The organism is Candidatus Nealsonbacteria bacterium (assembly GCA_011050465.1).
Lineage (GTDB): Bacteria > Patescibacteriota > Minisyncoccia > Minisyncoccales > RBG-13-36-15 > RBG-13-36-15.
This window is the reverse complement of record DRFQ01000010.1, coordinates 37,634-56,147: the sequence shown is the minus strand read 5'-3', so window position 1 is coordinate 56,147 and position 18,514 is coordinate 37,634. Positions and strand designations below refer to the sequence as shown.

The window sequence follows — 18,514 nt, the reverse complement described above, 5'->3', positions numbered from 1 at the left end:
TAGTGATTAATCAATGGTATGAAATTATACGAACTTACTTATTTTCTTTCTTCAAATTTAAACGAAGAAGAGCTTAAAAATTTTTCAGAAAAAATATTCTCCTTTATCAAAGAAAACGAAGGAACTTTAGTTGAAAACTCTTTAGCTCAAGCAAAAATAGTCAAAAAGAAATTAGCTTCACCAATAAAAAAAGAGAGTCAAGCTTATTTAAATGTTTTAAGTTTCTATTTTGATCCTCAGAAGATAGAAAAACTAAAAGTAAAACTTACTTCTGAAAGCCAAATCCTTCGTTACGTTATTCTGGCCAAAAAAATACCAGAGAAAACCAAAATCTACGGGCCTTTATCTATAATTTCCAAGGCAAAAGACGTTAAACCGCCTCCAAAAAAAGTTGATTTAAAAGAAATTGAGAAGAAATTAGAAGAAATATTGGGTGAATAATAACCACTAATAAACACTACTTTACCACGAATACTCACTAATAATTTAGTTGTGAAAATTAGTAGGAAAATTCGTGATATTATCCGTGGTCTATGAATTTCAATAAAGTCGTTCTTGTGGGTCGGGTAGCCACCGACCCGGAGATGAGATCTACGCCAGCCGGTCAGTCGGTTTGTACTTTTAGATTAGCAACTAATAGGATTTGGACCGAGAAAGATTCTGGCCAAAAAAAAGAGAAAACCGAATATCATAATATCGTTCTCTGGCGAAGACTAGCCGAAATTGCGTCTCAATTTTTAACCAAGGGGTCTCTGGTTTTAATTGAAGGAAGACTAGAAACAAAGTCTTGGCAAGACTCTTCTGGTAATCGTCGTTTTAGAACAGAAGTCGTCGGTCAAATCATGCAGCTAGGTCCAAGGGCAGCGGGAAAAACTCCTCCTTCGCCAAAAGAAAAAGAGGCCCCTCAGGAAGATATTCCGATAATTGAAGAAAAATCAGAAATTGAAGAAAAGCCAGAAGAAGAAATCAATATAAAAGATATACCTTTCTAAATTGTTGCACTGCTACATTGTTGAATTGTCAAACTGATTTTTCAATGTAGCAATGTAGCAATTTAGCAATTTAGCAATGGACGGTAACTGTTATTTTTGTAAACACAACTTTCAAGAAATTGACTTTAAAGATATTAGAACTTTGGGGAAATTTACCTCCGGTCTGGCCAAAATCAGAGCCAAAAAAAGGACCAGAGTTTGTTCCTTGCATCAAAGGAAGCTCGCAAAAGCCATAAAAAGAGCACGCCATTTTGGGTTGCTTCCATATACCACAAAATAGTCTTACTATCTATATATCAAAATTATTCTCTAAACCCACAAACTAAAAACGGCCAAAAGATCATTGGCCGTTTTTATTATCCTGTTGGATTATAAGCCAGAGTTCCTCTGAGCTTTTTCTGATATTGCTTTTCTTATTTTCTCGGCCAATTCAGGGTTTTCTTTTAAGTATTTCTTTGCTCCCTCCATCCCCTGGCCAAGTCTTGTATTTTCATACTGAAACCAACTTCCGGATCTTTTGATCAGCTCTTGGTTTAAACCACTCTGTACAATATCGCCAAAATAAGAAATTCCTTCATTATAATAAATATCGAATTCAGCAACCCTAAAGGGCGCAGCCACTTTGTTTTTAACTACTTTTGCCTTAATACGCGATCCGATAATTTCATCTCCGTGTTTAATCTGGGCTATTCTTCTTAAATCAAGCCTAACTGAAGCGTAAAATTTAAGAGCCAACCCTCCGGAGGTAGTCTCAGGATTCCCGAAACGAACTCCAATTTTCATTCGGGTCTGGTTCAAAAATATCACTACTGTTTTTGCCTTTGCAACAATACCAGATAACTTTCTCAAAGCCTGACTCATTAATCTTGCCTGAAGTCCAATTTGAAATTCCCCCATTTCGCCCGCAATTTCAGTTTTAGGAGTAAGAGCGGCAACCGAATCAATAACAATCGTGTCAACCTGATTTGACCTAACCAGGGTCTCCACAATTTGCAAGGCTTGTTCGCCAGAGTCTGGCTGAGAAATTAAAAGGTCATCAACATTCACTCCAATTCTCTTGGCATAGTCAGGATCCAAAGCGTGCTCTGCATCAATAAAAGCCCCTACTCCTCCTTTTTTTTGAGTTTCGGTCAAAATGTGAAGGGATAATGTAGTTTTGCCAGACATTTCGGGTCCAAAAATTTCAATTACTCTTCCCCGAGGAACGCCTCCTACCCCCAAAGCTAAATCTAAAGAAATGGAGCCTGTTGGAATAACGTCCACATCAACTGCTCTTACTTCTTTCAATGTCATAATTGCCCCTTCACCAAAGCGTTGTTTGATTTCCTCAATTGCCTCCTGAATCTTATCCTTTTCAATTTTTTGTTCTTTTTTTTGTTTTGCCATTTTATTTTATGATAAACATTTTGAAATAATAGTCAATGAGGTTTTGTTATTAAGTGAATTACCGTTTCTGCCACCCATTCGACAATAAAAGCTATTGCTTTTGCCACTGAGGCACTCGCTTGCTCCTCGCATTCAAGGCTCTCTAGCTTCGGGGAGTCTTTCCTTTTCCCCCTAATCATTCTGGAGTAAGGGTAAGCCCCTCAAAGAGCACCTCGGAGGCCGAGCGGGCATGGTTCGAACGAAGCCAGATACAGTGCTGTATCTGGCGAAGCGAAAGAGCGAGGCCGAGAGATGAACAAAATTTTCCTCGCTGGGGAAAATTATTGTGTCTCTTTGATGGGGCTCTACCCGAACAAGTCTCCCGCAGGGTTGATTATAAATAGATACGAACATACAAGGTCACATTTCCGAACGCTCTTCCTCTTCGGTCTCAATGTAAACCTCTCTTGGCTTTGCCCCTTCTCCCGGGCCAACAATCCCTTTTTCCTCCATCATATCAATTAATCTGGCTGCCCGAGCATATCCTACCCTTAATCTTCGTTGTAGCAGGGAAGCTGACGCCTTTTTGGCTTCAATAACTACTTTTTTTGCTTCTTCAAAGAGAGGGTCTTCTCCTTCCTCAGAAAAGGTCTCTGTTGTTTCCCCTGGTAAGGTTAATGTCTTTTCCAGGCTTTCGCTTAGATCTTCTACTATTTCTCCTTTTGGTTTCTCTGCTTTCTTGATCCAATTAGTCACTCTTTTGACTTCTTTTTCTGAGATATAAGCTGCCTGAATTCTTTTTGGTTTAGAAACATCGGAAGAAATATAAAGCATATCTCCTGCTCCCAATAACTTTTCGGCTCCGGCCATATCTAGAATTGTTCTCGAATCAACTTGAGAAGCTACCTGAAAAGTAATCCGAGAAGTAATATTTGCTTTAATCAGCCCGGTAATTACTTCAACTGATGGCCGCTGGGTTGCAACTATCAAATGAATACCTACTGCTCTGGCCATTTGGGCTATTCTGACAACTCCTGCCTCAATGTCTCGACCACGAGCCGCCATCAAGTCAGCCAATTCATCAATAATTAAAACAATATAAGGCATAGTCTGACCTTCCCGTCCCATCATTTCATTATAGACAGCAATATCTCGAGTTCTAGCCTCAGATAAAACATCAAACCTCCTCTCCATTTCACTAGTCAACCACTTTAAAGCATTAATAGTTTGATTGACATTAAAAATTACCGGAGTTAAAAGATGAGGAAGTTGATTATAGACAGGAAACTCTACTCTTTTTGGATCAACTAAAATAAATCTTAAGGTTTCTGGAGGATTACGATATAAAAGACTCGAAATTAAATTATTAAGACAAATGGTCTTGCCCGTACCCGTAGAACCAGCGACTAATAAATGAGGCATCCGAGCCAAATCAGCAAAAACAGGATTGCCGGCGACGTCTCTGCCTAAGGACAAAAGAAGATTGGCGGGTGAATTCTGAAAACTTGGATGAGCAATTAAATGTCTCAGCCTAACCTGAGCCCTTACTTTGTTGGGCACTTCAATCCCCACTAAAGACCGGCCAGGAATGGGAGCCTCTATTCTGATTGGATGAGAAGCTAAGGCTAAGGATAGATCATTATTTAAGGCCGTGATTCGAGAAAGTTTCACTCCTTCAGCTGGTTTAAAAGTATACTGAGTTACGGTCGGGCCAATATTGACTTCTGACATTTCAACCTGAATACCAAAATTTTGAAGAGTCTTTTTAATAACGACTGAGTTGGATTTAATGTCTCCGGGGCTAGGCTTTCCATGGTCAGACTCCAAAAGGTCTAGGGGAGGCCTTTGATAAATAATCTTATTCTTTTCTTCGATCGGTTTAACTTTCAGATCTTTGGCTAAGAGATTTTCTGGAGTTTGAGATTGAACAAGAATTTCCGGGGTCTTTCTTTTTTCTTCCGGAAAAGAGGTCGAAGTCCCAGCCAGGGGAGGTATTTCTTTTATCTTAAATTTAGGAGTTAAAATTTTCCGAATAGATAAAAAAGAAGGTTCTTTTTCGAAGACTATTTTGTCTTTTTCTGGCAGCAAAAATTGAATCAAGATTAAACCGCCAATAATGATTACTGCTAAATTTATAATGAAAGTTACTTCTACCCCAAAGGTTTTTTCTAGCGGCAAAGCCATTAGAAAACCCATTATTCCCCCTTCTTTTATGATTAATTGATTAATTCCGTCTGCTATCCCCTTTGTCTGGACCAATTGAAAAATCGATATCATGCCTGAAGTTCCTAATATTAGAATAAAAATTCCCAACAATATCGGTAGATAGATTCTCTGCCGGCTCTTTTTTAAAAACAAAATCCCACCCAACAAGAAAAGGGGTGGGATTAAAAAGATACTTTTTCCAATCAGAAAGCTAAATCCGTCAAAAAATACCCTTCCAGCTATCCCGGCTTGATTAAAAAAACTCAAGAAAGAAATTACCCCCACCAAAATCATTAAAATTCCTGTAATCCAAGCTTTAGTCTTTTTATATAAAATTGGAGGGTTATGATTTTTTCTTTTCTCTGTGTTTTTCTTAAATTTCTTTTTGTCTTTTCTCCTTCTCACGCTTCTATTATATCATCTGCCCCGTAGGATGTCGAAAACATTCCTTCGGGGTTTTCAGCTATTTTCGAAAACCGGTACCGGCTGGAATAAGTTTCCCGATAATTACATTTTCTTTAAGACCCCTTAACCTATCTTTTTTGCCCTCAATAGCTGCTTTAATTAAAACCCGGGAAGTTTCCTGGAAGGAAGCAGCTGACAAAAATGAATCTGTGGTTAAGGCAACCTTTGAAATACCCAAAAGAATAGGCTGAAAAGTAGCAGGTTTTTTGTTCTCTTTTCTTAATCTTAGATTTTCCTCAAACAGGTATCCTTTCTCAACAACTTCTCCTGCCGAAAAACCGCTGTCTCCTTCGTCTTTAATCCTAACCCGGGAAAACATTTGTCTAACTATTACTTCAATATGTTTATCATGAATAATTGCTCCTTGAGAAACATAAATGTTTTGAATTTCTTTAACGATATATCTCTGGGTTTCTCTTTGGTTGGTTAATTTAAAAAGCTCTTTTAGATCAATGCTGCCCTCGGAAAGTTGTTGGCCTATTTTCACTTCATTGCCTGGGTTAATTAAAATAGGATTTGGAGCAGGAATTTCATATTCAACTATTTCTGCCACTGATTTTTTCTGTTTCTTTTCTACCTGCCCCGCGCCGAACTTGCCTGCCCCGTAGGAAGCCGAAGGCTTTCCTTTGGGGTTCTGGTGTGGGGTTTTCTGGCCTTTCTTCCTTATTTTAATAATTCGTTCCGGAGTAATCTCTACCACCTCTCCTTCTATTGTGGAAACAATTGCTTTTCTCACGGGGGAACGGGTTTCAAAAACTTCTTCAACTCTTGGTAGACCCAAAGTAATATCTCCTTCGCCAACCACTCCTCCTAAATGAAAAGTTCTCATCGTTAATTGGGTGCCTGGTTCGCCAATTGCTTGAGCAGCAATAATGCCTACTGCCTCTCCTAATTTAACTTCTTGGTTTTGACCTAAATCCCAGCCATAGCATTGTCCGCAAACCCCCAATAGGGTTTTGCAGCTCAAAGGAGAACGAACACTTACCTCTTCAACTCCTGAATCATCAATAAAATGAGCTTTCTCCCAATTAATAATTTCCCCTTTCTTAATGTTAGGGTGTTTTCCCTTTATTTTTATATCCTGAAGATTTATTCTCCCTAAAATCTTGAAAAGAAAGTTCTGACCAAGCTCAATTGCATCTTTTTTAAAAACAGTAATTCCTTTGTCGTCCCGGCAGTCTTCTTCGGTAATAATGACTTCATGAGCAACGTCAATAAGACGACGGGTTAAATATCCAGCCGTTGCAGTTCTTAGGGCGGTATCAGCCGTCCCCTTTCTTGCTCCATGGGTTGAAATAAAGTATTCCAAAATATCAAATCCCTCTTTATATGAACTTTTTACCGGAAGCTCAAGAATCTTACCCATTGGATTAATAACCAAACCCTTCATTCCCGTCATCTGGATTGGCTGAGCCCAGCTTCCTTTAGCCCCTGAATTAATAATTAGAGAAACTGGACCTAGGGGCGGTAGGGTTTTGGGCACTAATTTCTCAATCTCCAATTTTGCTCTCTGCCAAGTTTCAATTACTTGAAAAGATTTTTCTTCCCGAGATAATAATCCTTTTTGATAGTGTTTATCAATTCTCTCTATATTCTCTTCAGCTTTGCTAATAATTTGTTTCTTCTCTTTTGGCACTATTAAATCATCCATTCCCCAAGTAATTCCAGCTTGGGTCGCAATCTCAAATCCTAAGGTTTTAATCTTATCTAAATATGGATGAGAATCTTTCAATCCTATTTTTTCAATAATCAGGCTAACTATTTTATCTAACCGTTTTCCGTTTACTTCTTCGTTAACAAAAGCAATCTCTGAAGGTAGGGTTATGTTGAAAAGAATTCGTCCTACCGAAGTTTCTATAAATTCCTTTCCTAATCTGACTTTAATTCTTGCTCTTAGGTCAACGGTCTTTGTGTCATAGGCCAAAATAGCTTCATTTTGAGAACCGAATATTTTGCCTTCACCTCGAGCCCCTTTTTCTATTTTTGTAATCCAAAAACAACCAAGAACGATGTCTTGAGTGGGGGTAACAATAGGAGTACCGGTGGCTGATTTCAATAAATTGACAGTAGATAAGATTAATCGTCGAGCTTCTTGCTGGGCACCTTGAGACAATAGAATGTGAACCGCCATCTGATCTCCATCAAAATCGGCGTTGAATGCCTTGCAAACTAAAGGATGAATTCTAAGTGCCTCTCCTTCAATCAATAAAGGTTGAAAGGCCTGAATCCCTAATCGGTGCAAAGTAGGGGCCCGATTAAGCAAAACCAATTTATCTTTAACCACCTCTTCCAGCATCGCCCAAACTTCATCAATTTCCTGCTCAATCAATCGAGAGGCTCCTCGGATATTATAAGCTAATTCTTTCTCTAAAATCTTCTGAATAACAAAAGGCTTAAAGAGTTCCAAAGCCATTTTCTTTGGTATCCCCACCTGATAGAGTTTAAGCTCCGGCCCGACAACAATAACTGATCTTCCAGAATAATCGACTCTCTTGCCTAATAAATTTTGCCTAAATCTTCCCTGTTTTCCTTTCAATATATCAGCCAGAGACTTTAAAAGCCTTCTCCCTCCGGTGGTGGCTTGAGTGGTTGTTCCTTTCCTCATGGTATTGTCAATCAAAGCATCAACAGCTTCTTGCAACATTCTTCTTTCGTTCCGAACAATAACCTCAGGAGCTGAAACCTCAAGTAAATATTTCAATCGATTATCCCGGTTAATTACCCGTCGGTAAAGATCGTTAAGGTCAGAAGAAGCATATCTTCCACCGTCAAGTTGAACCATTGGCCGTAAATCTGGGGGTAGAACCGGTAAAACTGTTAAAAACATCCATTCTGGCCTGATTGCTGCCTTCATCATCCCTTGGAAAAGCTTTAGTCTTCTTAAAACTTTTCCTCGATTAATTGACGAGGTGGTTTCTAGCTCTTTTTTTAACTTCTTTATTTCTTTTTTAAGGTCTATTTTCTCGAAAATTTTTCTTAAAATTTCTGCTCCTGAACCTGCTTCAAAAACTTCTCCGTATTTTAGAGAAAGACGATGATATTCGGTTTCAGATAGAATTCTTAAGGGCTTTATGCTCCGAAGCTCTTCTTTAGCTATGTCTCTCATTCTCTTTAACTCAAGCAGCTTAGCCGACTGTTTCTTTTTTCCTTTCAACCTTACCTCCTTCATCTTTCTTTTATATTCTTTCTCTATCTCCTCTAAGACTTTATTTCTAGCTTCTTCTGAAACGCCGGTAATAATATAAGCCACAAAATAGATAACTTTTTCTACCTGCTGAAGGGGCATATTTAAAACCATCCCGATTCTTGAAGGAACTCCTCTTAAAAACCAGATATGAGAAACCGGCGAGGTTAATTTGATGTGACCCATTCTTTCTCTTCTGACCTGGGACTTTATTACCTCCACCCCGCACTTATCACAAACAACTTTCTTATAACGAATCCTTCGATATTTTCCGCAATAACATTCATAATCCTTGGTCGGTCCAAAAATCTTTTCGCAGAAAAGACCATCTTTCTCCGTCCTTTGGGTCCGATAGTTAATAGTTTCTGGTTTTGTTACTTCTCCATGGGACCAAGAAAGAATTACTTCGGGCGAAGCTATTTTTATTCTAATTGAGTCGATATCAATTACACGCATAATTTGATAAATAAAAAATAATAAACAAGAGTAATATTCTCCATTTATTGTTTTTTGTTGTCTGTTTTTTATTCTCTGTCTTTGGGTTTTTCTATCACTTCAATATTCAGTCCCAAAGCTTTCATTTCGTTGACTAAAAGGTTAAAAGAAGCAGGAATATTAGGACTCTTAATCTTCTCTCCTTTTAAAATTGCTTCATAGGCAGCTGTTCTTCCCGGAACATCATCAGATTTGATAGTTAAAATTTCTTGAAGAACGTGAGCTGCCCCGTAACCCTCTAAAGCCCAAACTTCCATTTCTCCAAATCTCTGACCACCGAATTGAGCTTTCCCCCCCAAAGGCTGTTGGGTTATTAAAGAATAGGGGCCAATGGAACGCATATGAATCTTGTCAACCACCATATGAATCAACTTCATCATATAAATGTAGCCAACTGTAATTTTGGCCCCAAAAGGTTCACCGGTCACTCCGTCAAATAAGGTTACTTTTCCGTCTTCTGGTAGGCCGGCTGCCTTTAGCTCGATTTTTATATCTTTTTCGGTTGCTCCGGCTAGTGCCGGAGACAAAGCAATGTAACCCAGCTTTTTAGCTGCCCAGCCAAGATGAGTTTCTAAAATCTGACCAAGGTTCATTCTTGAGGAAACACCCAAGGGATTCAAAATCATATCGACCGGCGTGCCATCTGCCAAAAAAGGCATTTCTTCGGCCGGTAAGACTCGAGCAACTATCCCTTTGTTTCCGTGACGACCGGTTAATTTATCTCCGGCTTGAATTTTTCGAATTTCAGCTATCTCCACTTGAATTCTTTTGATTACTCCAGGTTCTAACTTCGCCCCCTTCTCTCTTTCCCAAAGCTTCACTTCAACCACCCTTCCTCTCTTTCCGTGTTCCATTCTTAAAGAGCTGTCTTTAACTTCTCTGGCTTTTTCTCCAAAGATTACTCGCAGCAATCTTTCTTCGGAGGTTAAATCAGCCTCTCCTTTAGGAGAGATTTTCCCAACCAAGATATCGCTTGGTCCAACCTCGGCTCCAATCCTAATTATTCCTTCTTCGTCTAAATCTTTTAATCTTTCTTCTCCAACATTAGGAATGTCAGCGGTAGTAATTTCGGGCCCCAGTTTTGTTTCCCGAACATCGCAAGTAAAATCTTCTATATGAATAGAAGTAAAGATATCATCTTGCACTAATTTTTTAGAAATAATTATTGCATCTTCAAAATTACTTCCCCGCCAAATCAAGAAAGCCACTAAGATATTTTGGCCTAAGGCTAAAAATCCTCGAGAGATTCCCCCTCCATCGGCCAAAATGTCTCCTCGTTTAACAATGTCTCCTTTCTTGACTACTGGCCGTTGATGAAAAGAGGTATATTGATTGGTTCGAAGAAAAGTTCGCAATTCATATCTCTGGATTTCAGGTTTTTTCCCTTTCATTTTTAGTGTTATCTGACTGGCATCCACCCTAATAACTGTCCCGTCTTCCGGAGCTATCACTCCCTGTCCCGAGTCTGTAGCAACATTCCTTTCTATTCCGGTAGCAACTAAAGGAATTTCTGGTTTTATTAAAGACACAGCCTGTCTCTGCATATTTGAACCCATTAGGGCGCGATTAGCATCATCATTCTGCAAGAAAGGAATGCAGGAAGTAGCAACCGAAATAGATTGTTCAGAAGAAACATCAACAAAATCAATTTTTTCTTTTTCTATCTTTCCTGGCTCTCCTTTTATTCGAGCTTCCACTTTGGAAGATAAAATCTTATTATCTTTATCAAGAAGAATGCTGGCTGAAGCAATATTATATTTCTCTTCTTCATAAGCATTAAGGTAATGAATTTCTGAAGTAACTTTACCTTTTTTCACTTTAAAATAGGGAGTTTCTAAAAATCCATAAGGATTAATCTTGGCAAAAGAAGCCAAATGTCCAACTAAGCCAATATTTGGTCCCTCCGGAGTTTGGATGGGACAAATTCTGCCATAGTGAGAAGGCTGAACGTCTCTCACTTCAAAACCGGCTCGCTCCCTCGTTAAACCGCCGGGTCCAGTAGCTGATAATCTTCTTTTGTGCTCTAATTCAGCTAAAGGATTTTCATTATCCATGAATTGAGCAATCTGGCTTGAGGTAAAAAATTCTCTTACCACTGCCATGAACGGCCTGGGATTAATAACCTGGGCAGGGGTTAGAGTATAAACGTCTAAAGTTGACATCCTGTCTTTGATTATTCTTTCCATTCTCATTAGTCCCACCCTTAATCTATTTTGCAAAAGCTCCGAGAAAACCCTTACCCTCCTGGTTCCCAAATGGTCAATTTGATCTGGTTTTCCTTCGGGATCGTTATTTAAACGAATAATTTCTCTTAAGACAGCAACAATGTCTTCTGGCTTTAATACTCTGTCTGAAACAGTAATTTCCTCTCCAGAGTTTTGAGTTAAAACTTTTTTCTCTTTTTTGTTTTTATCTCGTAATTTACGGCTCCTTAACTCTGATAATCTCTGCCACATTCTCCATCTTCCTACTTTAGATAAATCATACCTCTCAAATTTAAAGAACATATTCTCAAACAGTTCACGGGCAGTATCCGGGGTGGTTAAGTCTCCTGGCCTTAATCTTCGATAAATTTCAACCAAGGCCTCTGGCTGGTTGTGGGTGGAATCGCGCTTTAAAGTTTCCTCAATATATTTAATTTCGGGGTCGTTGTCTACATCTTGAAAAAGTTCTTTTATCTGATTTTCTTTATCAATTCCCAAAGCTCTCAGCAGCATGGTGGCTGATACTTTTCTTCTCCGATCAACTTTAACTCCAATGAAACCCGTACTTTCCGTCTCAAATTCCAACCAAGCTCCTCTGTTTGGAATAATCTTTGCACCAAAATAGTTTTTTCCCCCGCTAGTCTGCATCGTAAAGAAAACACCTGGCGAACGAATAAGCTGAGAGATAACTACTCTCTCAACCCCATTGACAACAAAAGTACCCCGTTCAGTCATAAGAGGGAAATCAGCTAAAAATACTTCTTGTTCTTTAATCTCTTTTGTTTTTAAATTAACTAGCCTGGTTTTTACTCTCAGAGGGGCTGCGTAAGAATCATTATTCTGCTTCGCCTCTAAGTCAGACTTATAATTGGGCGTATCTAATTTATAATCTAAAAACCAAAGCTCCAGCTCTTTGCCGGTATAATCCCGAATTGGTGACATCTCAACGAAAAGCTCTTTTAGATCTCTTCGACAAAAATTCTTCCAGCTTTCTTGCTGTTGTTCAAGTAAATAAGGTAAAGAAAGTCGAACTTTTGATTTCCCGAAGTTTTTTGTTTTGACCTTCTTCATAGTTTTTCACTAGTTACGAATTTTATCGAATTACGCTGTCTCATTAGCGACTCCCCCGGAGGGTCGATATTCGTAATCCGTTTAGATTCGTAGAGCCGAATAAAACGCAAAAAATCCCTAAATTTAATTTTTTTTAGGGTAGGAAATTGTTTAAAGTTTTAATTGTTTATAGAAATCAATTGAGAAAACCTGAATCAAATATATAAAAAATACCCTTTGATTACAAATGGTCTATTTTTAAGTTTACTCGTTTTAAATAGTTTGTCAACCCTTCACCTTTAGCTAAAGGTGAAGGGTTAATCTCCAAGTTTCTGTAGGACAAAATAAGTGCAGGGTCAGCCCTTCCTTGATTATTCTTCCTCTACTTCTTCTCCAGATGTTATCTCTTCTTCGGGCACTATCTCTAGGGGTTGCTCTTTTTTTGCTTCAATTTATTGTAAAAGGATTTCTTGCTCTGACCTTATCTGAACTTCAAGTTGTTTTAGTTGATTTAAAGTTCTTTGCAAGTCTGGCCATGCTGAGGCAATTGGTTCCAGAGAGGCAATTTGCTGATTCAATAAATTCAAGGTTTGTTCATATTGGGGTAAGGCCAAATCTCTTTTCCCTTCTTCTTTATAAACTCTGGCTAAGCTATAATGGGCATCGACAAAATCTGGCTTCAAAGAAATAGCATCTTGGAAATTTCTCTTAGCTAATTCAATGTCGTTCCTTAAGTTAAAGTAGGTCCAACCTAAATCATTCCTATGTCTGGGATTGGCTGGATCAAGCAAAATCTCTTGGGGAAAGACATTGTTTATTAATAGATCATCTTGATTTTCAAGAGTAACTAAACTATAAACTCTTTGGAGGTTTTCCCAATTGAAAATATTATGGGGAGCCAAACGAACAGCCATCTCTCCTTCTATTACTGCAGTCTGTAAAAGTTGCTGCCTTGCTTCGTCTGATAATAATTTTTGCTGCTCAGCCAAAATAGTAAAATTAAGAGAGATTGCAGATAGAGCTCTCCGATAACTGTCATTATTTGGCATTATATTTCTGGCCCTAACTAAAGAGCCCAAGATTAAATCAGGATCTGGGCTTTCTTGCAGCTGTTCAATTTGGGCTCTGGCAAAATGAAGCTCGGCCTGAACAATCTTTGCTTCTTTCCACAATAAAGGTAATAAAACTAAAATAATAAAAGCTGCTGCCAACCAGGGCATAATCTCGCCCTTCCTTTCGCTTATCCCTCGAATCTGAATGGTAGCTAAAGAAAGCTCAATATCTCTAACTCCAGGGCTTCGACTGAGCTCAGCCGAACGTCCTAAACCAGCTATACGAGAAAAAGATACGGCCAATCCTAAAAACAACCAAAATGTAAAGTAAATTAAAGTAAAAGAGGAAGTAAATAAGGAAATCAATAAAAAGACAGACAAAGAAGAGAATAGTCCAAAAGCTAAAGTATGACTTTCTTTGTTTTCAGAAGTTATTTTCTTCCGGACCTCCCTGGCCATTTGAAAAAATCTAAACAAAATCCACAGAAAAGCAAAGAAAGCTAAAATTCCCAAGGTGGATATAATTTGAAAATATTCATTAAAAGACCTTTCGAAACGAAGATTCCAGAAAGGAGTTTGATTGAATCCAATCGGCTTGAAAGACGTGAAGTCAAAAAGATAGGTCCCTGGTCCTGAGCCCAGAGTTAAAAGTTTTAAATTCTGAAAAGAACCCGTGGTAATTGCCCAGGCTGTATTTGGACTAATTTTTAATTCGTGTTGAACAGTTCTATCTTTGAGAAATGGGATTTGAGATTTAATAAATCCGATATTGTTGATAGCCAAAAGGAAAAGGAAAGTTAAAAAAACAATTCCAACTTTAATCGCTATTACTTTTGAGAGCTGAAAGCGACCCAAGGCAGGAAGTAAAAGAAAAACCAAAAAAACAGCTGAAATTGCTGCCAAATGCGAAATTAGAAAAATGTAAAAGAGAAAAAGGAAGCCAGTAAGAGCCGAAAGAACCTGAAAGATTTTTTTCTTTTCAAACAGAAAAACCCAGTATATAATCGGGAACAAAATTGCTAAGAAGAAAACAGTTCTATCCGCAAAACCAGCCGGAGTTATCAGGGGATTCTTTAGTAAATTAGCCAAAAGATAAAAGTCAAAGAAATTCAAAATTCCTAAAATGGCGACTAAAACTCCGGAAAAGCTGATAAAAGCTAAAATTCTAACAATCTGTTTGTTTTCTTTAATATTGGAGGCCACTAAGAAAAAAACAAGAAGATAGATAAAAAGGCTGACTAAGCCATCGTTAAACCTGGGATAGGAGCCAAAAATTGAGGCAAAACGATGAACAGAAAAGACTGTTGAAAGAAAGAAAAAGCCAAAGAAAGCAAGAATAGGTATTGTCAGAGGGCTGTGAAGTATCTTGACTGACCTTTCCAGAATCATCTTGATTGCCCAAATAATCGTTAAAACGCTCACAAAAAAGATAAGCAATAGCTGTTTAGGAAATTCAAAAGCTTCCGTAGTTATCGGAAGAAAAAACAAGGGTAATAAAAAAACCAGAAGAATTAATCCCCACTCAATAATTTTTGAAAAAATATTAATAAGTTGTTCCCGCATAATTCGTATATAGTACTTAGTATCTCGTATCTGATATTTTGGTTGATTTTTTACAAAACTTTATTAGACCATTCAAAAGTTTGCTAACTTTTGTCGATTGATCGGCCATCTTATTAAAATCTCTCCGCTCTAAATATTCTATATCTTTTGCGATTAAAAGTTGGTTTTGTAACTCAGTATTTGATCCCTTAGCTTATAGAGTAAAACTGAATTTTCTCTTTTTTAGATTGATGGGCAAAGCCTTCGGCAATGTTTGAAGTGATAGAAACAACACAGCGTCGCATTTGATTAATAATAGCAAATTTTTCTTCCGACGGAAAGTGCTTGGCAATATTGTAAATCATTAAAACCAATTTATGTCCTTCTCGCCAAGCATCGAGATCAGTAAATGATCTAATTTTCATATTCCTAAATACGAGATACGAAATACAACATACAAAATACTAAATACAAAATACCAAATACGAAATACTATTATTCAACTAGCTGTTCGTCCGCTGATTCTCCAATTGTTTCTTCGCTAACCGACCGTTCGCTTGCCGGATCCTCAAGAGGAAAACTAAGAAAGACTAATCAATCCGACATACTAATATACTAAATTATTTCTTTGTTTTAATACTTTGGAGAATACCCAGGCCAATAAAGATAGAAATTAAGCCGGAACCCCCATAGCTAACCAAAGGCAAGGGTATGCCGATAATCGGCAAAAGCCCGAGATTCATGCCAATGTGAATAAAAATCTGGGAAATTAAGATGGTGGCCAAACCGACAGCAAATAGACGAGGAAAGTTAGTTTTGGCAGAAAGAGCAATTTTAACAATTCGCCAGATTAAAAGAGATAAAAGAGTCAATAAAATTAGCACTCCAATTAGGCCCATTTCTTCGGCAATAGCAGAAAAAATAAAATCAGTCTGAGGAACGGTTAAAAAACCATACTGAACCTGAGAACCTTTACCAATTCCCTGGCCAAATATCCCTCCAGATCCAATGGCAATTTTTGCCTGTTGCTGGCTCCAGCCCATTCCTTGAGGATCTGCCTGGGGTTGAACAAAACTGATGATTCTCTTTTGTTGATAGTCTTTTAGTAAAAACGACCAACTGAAAACTAAAAAAATTAACCCCAAAAAAATTAAAATCAGAAAATGGCGAATTTTTATACCGGAAACGACTAAAATTGCCGCCCACAAAAAAATAAAAATTAAAAACGAGCCAAAATCTGGCTGAAAAAAAATTAAAGAGGCTGCCAAAAACACATAAACCCCAGAAAGCAAAATATGTCTTGGTTGGTACATTTCAATATGTCTCATCGAAAAAAATTTAGCCAGTAAAATAATTAAAATAATTTTAGTAAATTCTTTTGGGTCAAAAACAAGAGGCCCTAATTTATACCAACTTCTAACTTGTCTAATTTCTGAGGCGAAAAAAAATAGGCCGACCAAAGCCAGTAAACATAAAAAATATAGAGCCAAAATTAAATGAGGATTATCTTTAAACATTCTCCAGTTTAAAAAGCTGAAAATTAACATTAAAAAAAATCCCATCGTTAAAAAGATAATCTGTTTTTTAAAATTCAAAAAATCTTCCCTTCCCAGTGAGGAACTATAAATAGAAAGCAGCCCAATACCAATCAACGAAAGAACAATAATAATCAAAATCCAATCTAATTTTTTAAGATGAATTAAAACATCCCTCATTGAGTTAACAAAGGCCGGGCCTCTGTTTGGCTTGATTTGATTAATTTAAGGAATTCTTTCTCCCCCATCGTCTTAATTCCCAGCCTTCTTGCCTTTTCATGCTTTGCTCCCGGTTCCTTGCCCACCACAACATAATCTGTCTTTTGAGAAACTGACTCTGAAATTTCTCCTCCTAGTTCTCTGATGTTCTCTTTCGCCTCATTTCTAGTTATATTTTCTAAGCTACCGGTTAAAACAAAAGTTAATCCTTGTAATTTGCCATTTTCCATCTTTAATCTTTCGTCTATTATTTTTACTCCCACTCTCTCTAATTTCTGAAGAAATTGCAAATTTCTCTTTTGATGAAACCAGTCGAAAATTGATTTTGCCACTACCGGTCCAATGTCCATTATATTTTCAAGCCTTACCAAAGAGGCTTTTTTTAATTTTCCCAAAGAACCAAAATATCTAGCTAAATCCATGCTGGTTTCTTCTCCAACATTCCTAATTCCTAAAGCATAAATAAATCTTGGTAGAGTAATTTTTTTTCGAGGCTGAATTGCTTTAATTAAATTTTGGGCTGATTTCTCGGCAAATCCCCGCAGGACCGAGCGCTCAAGGCGTTGAGGGCTCGGCCTACGGAGCAAGCTTTTCAATGGCAAGATATCTCCTATTTCTAATTTAAAAATGTCGGCTGGATCTGAAACTAATCCTGCATCAATCAATTTATCAATAATCTTTGGCCCCAAACCGACAATATTAAAAGCTCCTTTGGAAATAAAATGATAGAGAGATCTTTTTTGTTGGGCAAAGCATTTAGGATTTTCACAACGAGATACCACCTCCTCTTCAGGTCGAATCACTTTTGCACCACAAACAGGGCATTTTAAGGGCATCTTAAAACTTTTTTCTTTTCCGGTCCTCAGCTCGGGTAAAACTTTGACAATATCGGGAATAACATCTCCTGCCCTTCCGACAATAACTGTGTCTCCTATTTTTATTCCCAACCTTTTTATTTCATCTTCATTATGCAGGGTGGCCCGAGAGATTGTTACCCCTCCAACTTGAACAGGCTTTAGGCAAGCAACCGGAGTCAAGGCTCCCGTCCTGCCAACCTGAATTTTTATATCCTCGATTTTGGTAGTCGCTTGTTTCAAAGCAAATTTGAAAGCAATGGATCCCCTTGGCGCTTTCCCAACTACACCCAATTTCTCAAAAATTTTATTTGAATTAACTATTACCACGATTCCATCAATTTCATAAGGAATTTTTATCCTCTCTTTTTGCCAAAACTTATGAAATTCAAAAACTGCCGATAAATCTTTACAATATTTGTTATGAAGATTAATCTTAAACCCCAGGGCTTTTAATATTTTATGTTCTTCTTCGTGTGTTCTTGCTCCGTAGGAAATCGAAGGCCTTCTTTTGGGGTTCCGGCTAAGATCGATGACTAAATCATAAGCAAAAGAATCAAGACGCCTTTTGGCTATAACCCTAGAATCCAGTTGCCGAATGGAACCTGCTGCCACATTTCTCGGATTGGCGTAAAGAGCCAGTCCCTTTTTTTGTCTTTCTTTATTTAGTTTTTCAAGCTCTTTTTTTGAAATAAAAACTTCTCCCCTAACGACTATGGTATCTGGTATCTGGCACTTGGTATAGGGTAAGAAGTTAAGTTTTTTAAGGTTTTTTATTGTGTCTTTTTTTGCTTGAAGTTTCAAGGGAATAGCTTCAATGGTCTTTAAATTTTGAGTAACATTTTCACCAATTAAGCCATCTCCCCGAGTCGATCCTATTTTTAGAATTCCTTTTTCATAAATCAACTCGACAGCCAAACCATCAATTTTTAACTCGCAAAAAAAATCTATTTCTTTCTGCTCTTTCCCGGTTAAAAGTTTTGAAATTCTCTCTTGCCAGTCTTTCATATCTTTTTCAGAAAAAGCATCATTAAAAGATAGCATTGGCTGAGAGTGTCTGACTTTTTTAAATTTTTCAAGGGGCTTTCCTCCAATTCTTTGGGTCGGGGAATCAAGGGTAATAAATTCAGGGTATTTTTGCTCCAAATCAAAAAGCTCTTTCTTCAAAGAATCCAAGGCAGCGTCTGAAATCTCCTGCCGATCAAGAACGTGGTATAGGTATCGATAACGATTGATAAGTTTTTTTAATTTTTCAATTCTTTTTTTTGCTTCTTTTTTATGCATAACCCTCTTTTAATTATAACTAGAGATTAGATTATAATCAAAAAATCGGAGGCTAAATCTCCGAAGTC

The 18,514-nt window shown here is 37.6% G+C and carries 12 protein-coding genes; 3 read left to right on the top strand and 9 right to left on the bottom strand.

Features of this window, described 5'->3' with window-relative positions; all coding sequences use genetic code 11:
- The first annotated feature begins 18 nt into the window (after positions 1–18).
- The 3 genes from rpsF to rpsR all read left to right on the top strand — a co-directional run bounded on the left by rpsF (position 19) and on the right by rpsR (position 1,272).
- Complete coding sequence (gene rpsF / locus ENH66_03845; GenBank protein ID HDZ54798.1) at positions 19–441, top strand: 30S ribosomal protein S6; 423 nt, start codon at positions 19–21, stop codon at positions 439–441.
- Positions 442–533: 92 nt separating this feature from the next.
- Positions 534–992, top strand: coding sequence for a single-stranded DNA-binding protein (ssb, locus tag ENH66_03840; GenBank protein ID HDZ54797.1), 459 nt, complete (start codon positions 534–536; stop codon positions 990–992).
- Between the two features lie 76 nt (positions 993–1,068).
- Positions 1,069–1,272: a 30S ribosomal protein S18 gene (gene rpsR / locus ENH66_03835; protein HDZ54796.1), complete on the top strand. Its 204-nt coding sequence runs from the start codon at positions 1,069–1,071 to the stop codon at positions 1,270–1,272.
- A gap of 89 nt (positions 1,273–1,361) precedes the next feature.
- Here the strand turns inward: rpsR and recA are convergent, their stop codons facing one another.
- The 9 genes from recA to ligA form a co-directional block, all read right to left on the bottom strand.
- The gene (recA, locus tag ENH66_03830; GenBank protein ID HDZ54795.1) at positions 1,362–2,378 is read right to left on the bottom strand and encodes a recombinase RecA; all 1,017 of its coding nucleotides are present in this window, start codon (positions 2,376–2,378) and stop codon (positions 1,362–1,364) included.
- A 399-nt stretch (positions 2,379–2,777) separates the two neighbouring features.
- Positions 2,778–4,967 (bottom strand): DNA translocase FtsK, encoded by a 2,190-nt coding sequence (locus ENH66_03825; protein ID HDZ54794.1) that lies wholly within the window; start codon positions 4,965–4,967, stop codon positions 2,778–2,780.
- A gap of 58 nt (positions 4,968–5,025) precedes the next feature.
- On the bottom strand, positions 5,026–8,667 hold the full coding sequence (gene rpoC, locus ENH66_03820) for a DNA-directed RNA polymerase subunit beta' (GenBank protein ID HDZ54793.1): 3,642 nt from the start codon (positions 8,665–8,667) through the stop codon (positions 5,026–5,028).
- Positions 8,668–8,735: 68 nt separating this feature from the next.
- Positions 8,736–11,981, bottom strand: a complete 3,246-nt coding sequence (locus ENH66_03815; GenBank protein ID HDZ54792.1) for a DNA-directed RNA polymerase subunit beta — start codon at positions 11,979–11,981, stop codon at positions 8,736–8,738.
- A gap of 431 nt (positions 11,982–12,412) precedes the next feature.
- Positions 12,413–14,575 (bottom strand): hypothetical protein, encoded by a 2,163-nt coding sequence (locus ENH66_03810; GenBank protein ID HDZ54791.1) that lies wholly within the window; start codon positions 14,573–14,575, stop codon positions 12,413–12,415.
- A gap of 16 nt (positions 14,576–14,591) precedes the next feature.
- Positions 14,592–14,729, bottom strand: a complete 138-nt coding sequence (locus ENH66_03805; protein ID HDZ54790.1) for a hypothetical protein — start codon at positions 14,727–14,729, stop codon at positions 14,592–14,594.
- Between the two features lie 34 nt (positions 14,730–14,763).
- Positions 14,764–14,979, bottom strand: coding sequence for a four helix bundle protein (locus ENH66_03800; GenBank protein ID HDZ54789.1), 216 nt, complete (start codon positions 14,977–14,979; stop codon positions 14,764–14,766).
- Between the two features lie 195 nt (positions 14,980–15,174).
- A complete protein-coding gene (locus ENH66_03795) occupies positions 15,175–16,269 on the bottom strand; it encodes a rod shape-determining protein RodA (protein ID HDZ54788.1) in 1,095 nt (364 codons plus the stop codon).
- The gene (ligA, locus tag ENH66_03790; GenBank protein ID HDZ54787.1) at positions 16,266–18,446 is read right to left on the bottom strand and encodes an NAD-dependent DNA ligase LigA; all 2,181 of its coding nucleotides are present in this window, start codon (positions 18,444–18,446) and stop codon (positions 16,266–16,268) included. Before ligA ends, ENH66_03795 begins: the two co-directional genes overlap by 4 nt.
- Positions 18,447–18,514: the final 68 nt, after the last annotated feature.